Source organism: Deltaproteobacteria bacterium RBG_16_64_85, assembly GCA_001798885.1.
GTDB lineage: Bacteria > Desulfobacterota > Deferrimicrobia > Deferrimicrobiales > Deferrimicrobiaceae > FEB-35.
In genome coordinates this window covers 46,130-53,366 of the sequence record MGQW01000082.1, presented here as the reverse complement: position 1 = coordinate 53,366, position 7,237 = coordinate 46,130, and the positions used below count along the sequence as shown (strand labels likewise).

8 protein-coding genes and 1 pseudogene are annotated in these 7,237 nt (G+C 64.9%); all 9 read right to left on the bottom strand.

Going from position 1 to position 7,237, the window contains the following annotated elements; translation table 11 throughout:
* Positions 1 to 553, bottom strand: a pseudogene (locus tag A2Z13_00610) (F0F1 ATP synthase subunit alpha).
* 10 nt (positions 554 to 563) lie between these two features.
* On the bottom strand, positions 564 to 1,106 hold the full coding sequence (locus A2Z13_00605) for an ATP synthase F1 subunit delta (protein ID OGP76667.1): 543 nt from the start codon (positions 1,104 to 1,106) through the stop codon (positions 564 to 566).
* A complete protein-coding gene (locus A2Z13_00600) occupies positions 1,103 to 1,669 on the bottom strand; it encodes a hypothetical protein (protein OGP76666.1) in 567 nt (188 codons plus the stop codon). The genes A2Z13_00605 and A2Z13_00600 overlap by 4 nt, the downstream gene beginning before the upstream one ends.
* Positions 1,666 to 2,121: a hypothetical protein gene (locus A2Z13_00595; protein OGP76665.1), complete on the bottom strand. Its 456-nt coding sequence runs from the start codon at positions 2,119 to 2,121 to the stop codon at positions 1,666 to 1,668. Before A2Z13_00595 ends, A2Z13_00600 begins: the two co-directional genes overlap by 4 nt.
* A gap of 238 nt (positions 2,122 to 2,359) precedes the next feature.
* A complete protein-coding gene (locus A2Z13_00590; GenBank protein OGP76664.1) occupies positions 2,360 to 2,554 on the bottom strand; it encodes a hypothetical protein in 195 nt (64 codons plus the stop codon).
* A gap of 125 nt (positions 2,555 to 2,679) precedes the next feature.
* Positions 2,680 to 3,537 carry a hypothetical protein gene (locus A2Z13_00585; GenBank protein OGP76663.1) on the bottom strand — a complete coding sequence of 286 codons (858 nt, stop codon included), beginning with the start codon at positions 3,535 to 3,537 and terminating at the stop codon, positions 2,680 to 2,682.
* A complete protein-coding gene (locus tag A2Z13_00580) occupies positions 3,513 to 4,298 on the bottom strand; it encodes a chromosome partitioning protein ParA (protein OGP76662.1) in 786 nt (261 codons plus the stop codon). Before A2Z13_00580 ends, A2Z13_00585 begins: the two co-directional genes overlap by 25 nt.
* 186 nt (positions 4,299 to 4,484) lie before the next feature.
* On the bottom strand, positions 4,485 to 5,165 hold the full coding sequence (locus A2Z13_00575) for a 16S rRNA (guanine(527)-N(7))-methyltransferase RsmG (protein ID OGP76661.1): 681 nt from the start codon (positions 5,163 to 5,165) through the stop codon (positions 4,485 to 4,487).
* An 89-nt stretch (positions 5,166 to 5,254) separates the two neighbouring features.
* Positions 5,255 to 7,153, bottom strand: a complete 1,899-nt coding sequence (locus A2Z13_00570) for a tRNA uridine-5-carboxymethylaminomethyl(34) synthesis enzyme MnmG (protein OGP76660.1) — start codon at positions 7,151 to 7,153, stop codon at positions 5,255 to 5,257.
* Positions 7,154 to 7,237 lie beyond the last annotated feature (84 nt).

Sequence of the window (7,237 nt, the reverse complement as noted above, 5' to 3'; positions counted from 1 at the left end):
TGATGATCGTGTCGAGGGCCACGGCGGTCTTGCCCGTCTGGCGGTCGCCGATGATGAGCTCGCGCTGCCCGCGGCCGATCGGGATCATCGAGTCAATCGCCTTGATTCCGGTCTGGAGCGGCTCTTTCACCGGCTGGCGCCTGACGATCCCCGGGGCAATGAGCTCGATGCGGCGGGATTCCTTCGTCTCGACGGGCCCCCTGCCGTCGATCGGCTGCCCCAGGGAGTTCAACACGCGCCCGACCATCGCGTCCCCGACCGGCACCTCGACGATGCGGCCGGTGCGGCGGACGACGTCCCCCTCCTTGATCAGGTGGTCATCCCCCAGGAGCGCGATGCCGACGTTGTCCTCCTCGAGGTTCAGCACAATCCCCCGGACCTCCCCGGGGAACTCGAGAAGCTCCCCCGCCATCGCCTTCTCCAGCCCGTGGACGCGGGCGATGCCGTCCCCGACGGACAGGACGACGCCTGTCTCGGCGACGTCGATCCGCTTTTCGTACCCCTTGATCTGGCTCTTGAGAATTTCCGTGATTTCTGCAGCGCGGATGCTCATGGCGCCTGCCTCACCCCTTTTGTAAATTTTCCCGGATCTGGGACAATTGCGTGCGAACGCTCCCGTCGTACACCGTGGAGCCCACCTTCACCACCATCCCGCCCAATACGGCGGGATCCAGCTTCTCTTCCAGCTCGATTCGCTTTCCCGTCTGTCGCTCCAGGAGGGCCCTCAGAAAGTCCCTCTGCGTGTCCGAAAGGGTCTCCGGGACGGTCACCTCGACCCGCTCGATCCCCTCCAGCTCCTCGACCATGCGGCGCAGTTCGGGGAGGATCTGGGGGAGGATGTTCATCCGGCGCTTGTCGACGAGCAGGCGCAGGAAGTTCATCGTGACGGGAAGGAAGCCTGCCGGGGAAAACGTGGCCTCGAGGACGGCCTGCTTGTCGCGGCGGTTGATGTGCGTGGCTTCCAGGACCTCGCGCAGATCGGTGCCCTCCGCGAGGAGGCGGGCGAACCGCTCGACCTCGGAGAGGACCCTTCGGACCTGCCGCTCCTCCTGCCCGATGTCGAGCAGCGCGCGGGCGTACCTTCGGGCCAGGGCGCTTCCGATCATTGCAGGATCTCCCGGATCTTCTCGACGTTCTCCAGCACCAGCCGCTCCTGGTCCTCGTGGGTGATCGCCTTCTTCACGATCTCCTCGGCCGTGCTGGTGGCGAGACTTGCCGCCTCTTTCCGAAGCTCCTTGCGGGCCTTCTTCACTTCCTGGTCCGCGGCGAACTGGGCCTGGATCCGCATCCGTTCGATCTCGGCCTGCGCCGTCTCGCGGATGCGCCGCGCCTCCTCCTCGGCCTCGCCCTCCATCTTCCGGTTCATCCCGGCAACCTCGTCGGAGAGCCTGGCCATCCGTGCCTCAATGGCGGAGAGCTTCGCGGCTGCGTCTTCCCGGGCGCGGGCGGCGTCCTCGATCGACTTGCGCAGCTGCTCGCTCCTTTCCTTCAGGAAGGAGGAAATCGGTTTTTTCAGGAAGAAGACGAGCACCCCGGCCAGGATGGCGAAGTTCACGGCCTGTTTGAGTAGGTCCGCCCAGGGAATCCCTTCGCTGTGGCCGGCGGCCCCTTCGGATGCGGCGGCAACCGCGGCGAAGGCAAGGAACGCCAGGGGGAGGAACCGTTTCACGCCACCGGTCTCCCGAGCACCTTGCCGGCGATCTCGACGGAAAGTCGCAATACCTCGGCGCGCAGCGTCTTCGCGACATCGATTTTCTCGGCTTCGATGCGGGCCTTCATCTCCTCTACGTGGCGGTTGCTCTCTTCGAGCACGGCCTCGACCCGCTTTCGCTCGAGGCGGCCGGCCTCCTCCATCTTCTTCCTCTTGGCCGCGAGCGACTCGACGGCGGCCTTGCGCAGGGACTCCTCGTATCGCGCCGTCAGGCCTTCCGCCTCCGCCAGAAGTGTTTTCGACTCCTCCACCGGCTTGTCGGAGCGGTTCTTGCGCTCCTGGAACGTGGAGAGGATCGGCCGGACCATCGTCACCGATAGGATGGACACCAGGGCCACCACGAGGACCATCTGGAGGAGGGCGAGCTGGGTGATTCCCAGCGTCTCGAAAATTTTGCCAACAAGTTCCATGAATCCCTTTCCCCCGGATTTCCCAAACAGGCAAGCGGTCGGCTGGAATAACGTGAAACGAAAAAATTGATATCACGCGAAGGAACAGCGTGTCAAGCGGTTTATGTATACCGTATACAAGAAGGTCCGGGCGTATTAATGTCGCGGGCGCCGGGGTTTCCCCCGGCGCCCTCGTCACCCCTCGTCGCACTCCCGGGTTCGGGAGGCTTCTTTCATGGACGGCAAGCCGTCCGCGAGGTTACTTCTTCGGCGCCTCGGCTGGCTTCGGAGCCTCGGCCGGAGCGGCCGGTGCTGGCTTGGCAGCGTTATCAGCCGGTGCCGCCGCAGGCGGAGCCGGCGGGGGAGGAGGCGGTGCCTTTTGCTCCGCGCAGGCGGAGAGGCCGATCGTCGCCGCGAGCAACAGCCCGAGGAACAGTGCCCAGTACTTACGCATTTCTTGTCACTCCTTTCCCTTCTAGGATTTATCCGTTACCGGATACAAGGTTTGGGTTTCTTCTGCGGCGAAATATAGCACAAGAAAGCCGCGATGCAATCATTTTTTTTGCTTCCTTTCTTCCGCTACCGTCCTCCGAAGAGAAGCTCGCACAGCCGAATAAACTCCCCTTCGGAAAAGTACGCTACCTCGAAAATCCCTTTTTTCTGAGTCCCGCGGATCCGGACTTTCGTCCCTCCCCGGCGGGACAACTTCTCCTCCAGGTCCTTCAGGTGCGGATCGTGGCGGATCGGCCTCCGCGCGGGTCTCTTCCTCCCGTCCTCCTGGCACAGCCGCTCCACCTCCCGAACGGAAAGCCCCTTGCGCAGGGCGGCGGCGAGGATGCCGGAGAGCCTCTCCGGCGGGGCGGAGAGCAGCGCTCGCGCGTGGCCTGCCGACAGCCTACCGTCCATGACGGCCTGCTTGACCTGCGCCGGGAGCTTGAGGAGCCGCAGGCTGTTGGACACGGTGACCCGGTCCTTCCCCACCCGTTTGGCGATTTCCTCCTGCGAGAGGGAGAACTCGTGCGCCAGCCGGTGGTACCCCTCCGCCAGTTCGATGGCGTTCAGGTCGGCCCGCTGGACGTTCTCCACGATCGTCGCCTCGAGGGACTCGCGGTCGGACAGTTTCCTCACAACCGCGGGCACCGTCTCGATGCCGGCCGCCTGCGCTGCGCGAAGCCTGCGCTCCCCCGCGACCAGTTCGTACCCCTCAGGGGTCGACCGGACGAGCACCGGCTGCAGGACCCCCTTTTCGCGGACCGAATCGACCAGCTCGCGGAGATCTTCCTGGGAGAAGGTCCGCCGTGGCTGCCAGGGGCTGGTCCGGATCTGGCCGACGGGGATCCACAGGAACTCCGCATCGCGCTCGACGGTCCCCGGCAGAAGAGCGGAGAGCCCCCTCCCCAATACTTTCTTCTTCAGCGGATCGGGCTTTCGTTCCATCGGCTCACCATCTCTCTCGCCAGCTCGAGGTAGCTTTGCGCCCCGCGGGAACTGACGGCGTACAAAAGGGCCGGCTTCCCGAAGGACGGAGACTCGGACAGGCGCACGTTGCGCGGTATAACCGCCCGATATACTTGACCTTTTAGGTTTTCGCGGGCCTCGGCGGCGACCTGGTGGGAGAGGTTGTTCCGGGCGTCGAACATCGTGAGGACCACTCCTTCAATGGACAGGTGGGGATTCAATCCTTCCCGGATCTTCGCGATCGTCCGGTAGAGGCTGGTCAGCCCCTCGAGGGCGTAATATTCGCATTGGAGCGGGATGAGGACCGATCGCGCTGCGCACAGGGCGTTCACGGTAAGCAGCCCCAGGGACGGCGGGCAGTCGATGAGGATCACGTCGTATGCCGACTCGATCGGGCGAAGAGCCTCGGAAAGCCTCGACTCGCGCCGCGGAAGGGAGACGAGCTCGATCTCCGCACCGATCAGATCCGCCGAGGCGGGAATCACCTGGAGGAACGGGAGCTCCGTTTCCCGGACGGCCTCAGCGGCAGGGATCTCTGCAAGAAGGACACGGTAAATGTTCTTGCCGGATTCCTCTCCCCCGGGCTCGCCCCCCACGCCAGAGGTCGCGTTGGCCTGCGGGTCGAGGTCGACCAGGAGCGTTTTCTTCTCCATGACCGCAAGGGAAGCGGCAAGGTTGATCGCGGTGGTGGTTTTCCCCACCCCCCCCTTCTGGTTCGCAACGGTGATGATCCGGGCCAATCCCTGCGCACTCCGGCGGTTCAGATATTATTTATGGAAAACAACGGTATCTTGTACCACGCGGTGGGGGGGAGAGGGAACGAAAAACTTCCGCGTCAAAGGGAAAGAGACTCGTCAGCGCGAGCGCCGATCGCCTCCGCGGATGCGGATTCATGGCCGCTTGTATTACTGCAAGTGTTCCCCGCGCTACGTAGCGTCCCCCGCCAGCCGGATCTCCCGGATCTCGCGGACCCCCATTCCGTGAGGAAGCGTGAACGGCAGGCGCGCGCCGTGCCGTGCGCCGGGAGGAAGTTCCTCCACCGCCCTCCCCCGCGTTGGGCGGCGGACCATCTCCCCCGGCCCGGTCATCAGGAGCAGGCGCCCCCCCGGCAGAAGATACGGAACCAGAACCTTCGCGGCTTCCTGGGGAGATCGCGTCGCACGCGTGACGATCTGCTCGAACCGGCCGAGCGGCAGGGGCCTCCGGGGCTCGAGCCGGCCGCGGACCACCTCTGCGTTGCGCAGGCCCAGCAGCGTGCATGTGTGGGAAAGAAACGCGCACTTCTTCGCGGAGGACTCGACCAGCACCACGTGCGCATCCGGAAGGGCGGCCGCCAGAGGGATGCCGGGGTAGCCGGCCCCGGATCCGAAGTCCAGCGTCCGGCCGGGGAAGGGGGCAAACGACAAGAGAAGCAGGGAATCGAGGATGTGCTTTATGGCCACCTCCTCCGGCGCCGTGATGGCGGTCAGCCGGATGGACCGGTTCCACCGCAGCATCTCCCCGGCGTGTCGGACAAGCAGTGAAGCTGCCCCTGCGGGAAGGGAAATCCCCACTTCAGAGAGGAGGGCCGAAAGCCCCGCCGCCGTGAGAGGGTTCGTCACCAGCACCGTTCCACGTGGAACATTCGCTTTAACCCCTTGATACGAATGGATGATTGCCTGCAAGGAAGGCGCTTCGCCTCCGAGGTTCGCCTTTCTCACTCCGGCGATGAAGGACGCGACGCCCCTTTGTTCCGCTTCAGGGCCACCAAGAGCAGGGCCACTGCAGCCGGGGTCACCCCGGGGATGCGCCGCGCCTGCCCGATGGAGGCGGGCCGGACGCGGACCAGCTTGTCCCGTACTTCGGCGGAGAGGCCGTAGACCGACTCGAAGGGGAATCCAGACGGAAACCGCATCTCCTCGTACTTGCTGAGTTTTTTGGCCTCCTCCTCCTGGCGGCGGATATAGCCCTCGTACTTGACGGTGAGCTCGGCCTGAAGAGCCACCCCGGGCTCCGCTCCCGCGAGGTCGCCGTCGCAGGAAAGAAGCATCGCCACGGAAACCTCCGGCCGGCGGAGGAGCTCCGCGTAGGTAATCCCGGTCCGGACCGGCCCTCCCCCCCCCTCTTCCGCCAACCGGCAGATCGGGTGGCCCGGTGTGACCCTGGTCTCCTCGAGCCGGCGCAGGAATCCGGACAACCCGTCGCGTTTCCGGAGGAACTCCCGGTAGCGCTCTTCCGGGAGCAGCCCCACCCGGTGCCCGGTTTCGGAGAGCCGCAGGTCGGCATTGTCCTCACGAAGGAGAAGCCGGTACTCCGCACGGGAGGTGAACATCCGGTACGGTTCCGGCGCCCCCTTGGTGACCAGGTCGTCGATCAGGACCCCGATGTAGGCCTCCGCCCGTCCAAAGACCACCGGCGGCTCGCCCCGGACCTTCCGGGCGGCATTCATCCCCGCGGCAATCCCCTGCGCTGCCGCCTCCTCGTACCCGCTGGTGCCGTTGATCTGCCCGGCATGGAAGAGGTTTTCCACGATTTTCGTCTCCAGCGACGGGTACAGCTGCACGGGATCGACGAAGTCGTACTCGATGGCGTATCCCGGGCGGACGATTTCCACCTGCTCCAGCCCTGGTATCGTTCGCAGCATCTTTACCTGGATGTCGTAGGGGAGGCTCGTCGACACCCCGTTGGGGTAATACTCGGCGGTACGCAACCCTTCCGGCTCCAGAAACACCTGGTGCCGCTCCTTGTCCGAGAAGCGGACCACCTTATCCTCGATCGACGGGCAGTAGCGGGGTCCGATCCCCCGGATCACGCCGGAGTACAGCGGCGAACGGGAGAGGCCCGACCGGATCGCCTCGTGCGTGGCCGCGTTGGTGTAGGTCATGTAGCAAGAGACCTGGGGTCGGGTGATCTTCCTGTTTCCGAAGGAGAACGGCACGGGTTCGGAGTCGCCCTCCTGCCGGACCGTACGGGAAAAGTCGATCGTCTTGCCGTCCACACGCGGGGTCGTTCCGGTCTTGAGCCGGCCCACGGAGAAACCCAGTGACCGCAGCGAGTCGGAGAGCTTCATCGCCGGGAAATCTCCCGCGCGCCCCGCGGGGAAATGGACCAGCCCGATGTGGACAAGCCCTTTTAAAAACGTTCCGGGACACAGGATAACGGTCTTTCCACGGTACCGGACCCCCAGGTTCGTCTCCACCCCGACGGACTTCCCGCCCTCCGTGAGAACGGCGTCGACCATCGCCTGTTTGACATCCAGGCCGTAGACGCTCTCCAGGACCTGCTTCATGCGGAGGCGGTAGAGCTGCTTGTCCGCCTGGGCGCGGGAGGAGCGCACCGCCGGGCCCTTGCTCGTGTTGAGCTGCCGGAACTGGATCCCCGTAGCGTCGATGGTTTTCGCCATCTCGCCGCCCAGCGCGTCGATCTCGCGGACCAGGTGCCCCTTGGCCAGCCCGCCGATCGCGGGGTTGCAGGACATCAGGCCGATCGCATCCGCGTTGATGGTGAGGAGGAGCGTGCGGCACCCCATCCGCGCGGCGGCCAGGGCCGCCTCGCAGCCGGCATGCCCTCCGCCGACGACGATCACTTCGTATTCTGTCGGATATTCATACGTCATATCAGATGGTTATTCTCTCCTGTTCCACGTGGAACATCCCGTCGGGGACATTCCTTTGGGGGACATTCATTAACTCCAGTCTCC

Coding starts and splice junctions, on each gene's coding strand:
- A2Z13_00585 (OGP76663.1), bottom strand. CDS start 3,537: ATGGAACGAAAGCCCGATCCGCTGAAGAAGAAAGTATTGGGGAGGGGG.
- A2Z13_00570 (OGP76660.1), bottom strand. CDS start 7,153: ATGACGTATGAATATCCGACAGAATACGAAGTGATCGTCGTCGGCGGA.
- A2Z13_00595 (OGP76665.1), bottom strand. CDS start 2,121: ATGGAACTTGTTGGCAAAATTTTCGAGACGCTGGGAATCACCCAGCTC.
- A2Z13_00590 (OGP76664.1), bottom strand. CDS start 2,554: ATGCGTAAGTACTGGGCACTGTTCCTCGGGCTGTTGCTCGCGGCGACG.
- A2Z13_00605 (OGP76667.1), bottom strand. CDS start 1,106: ATGATCGGAAGCGCCCTGGCCCGAAGGTACGCCCGCGCGCTGCTCGAC.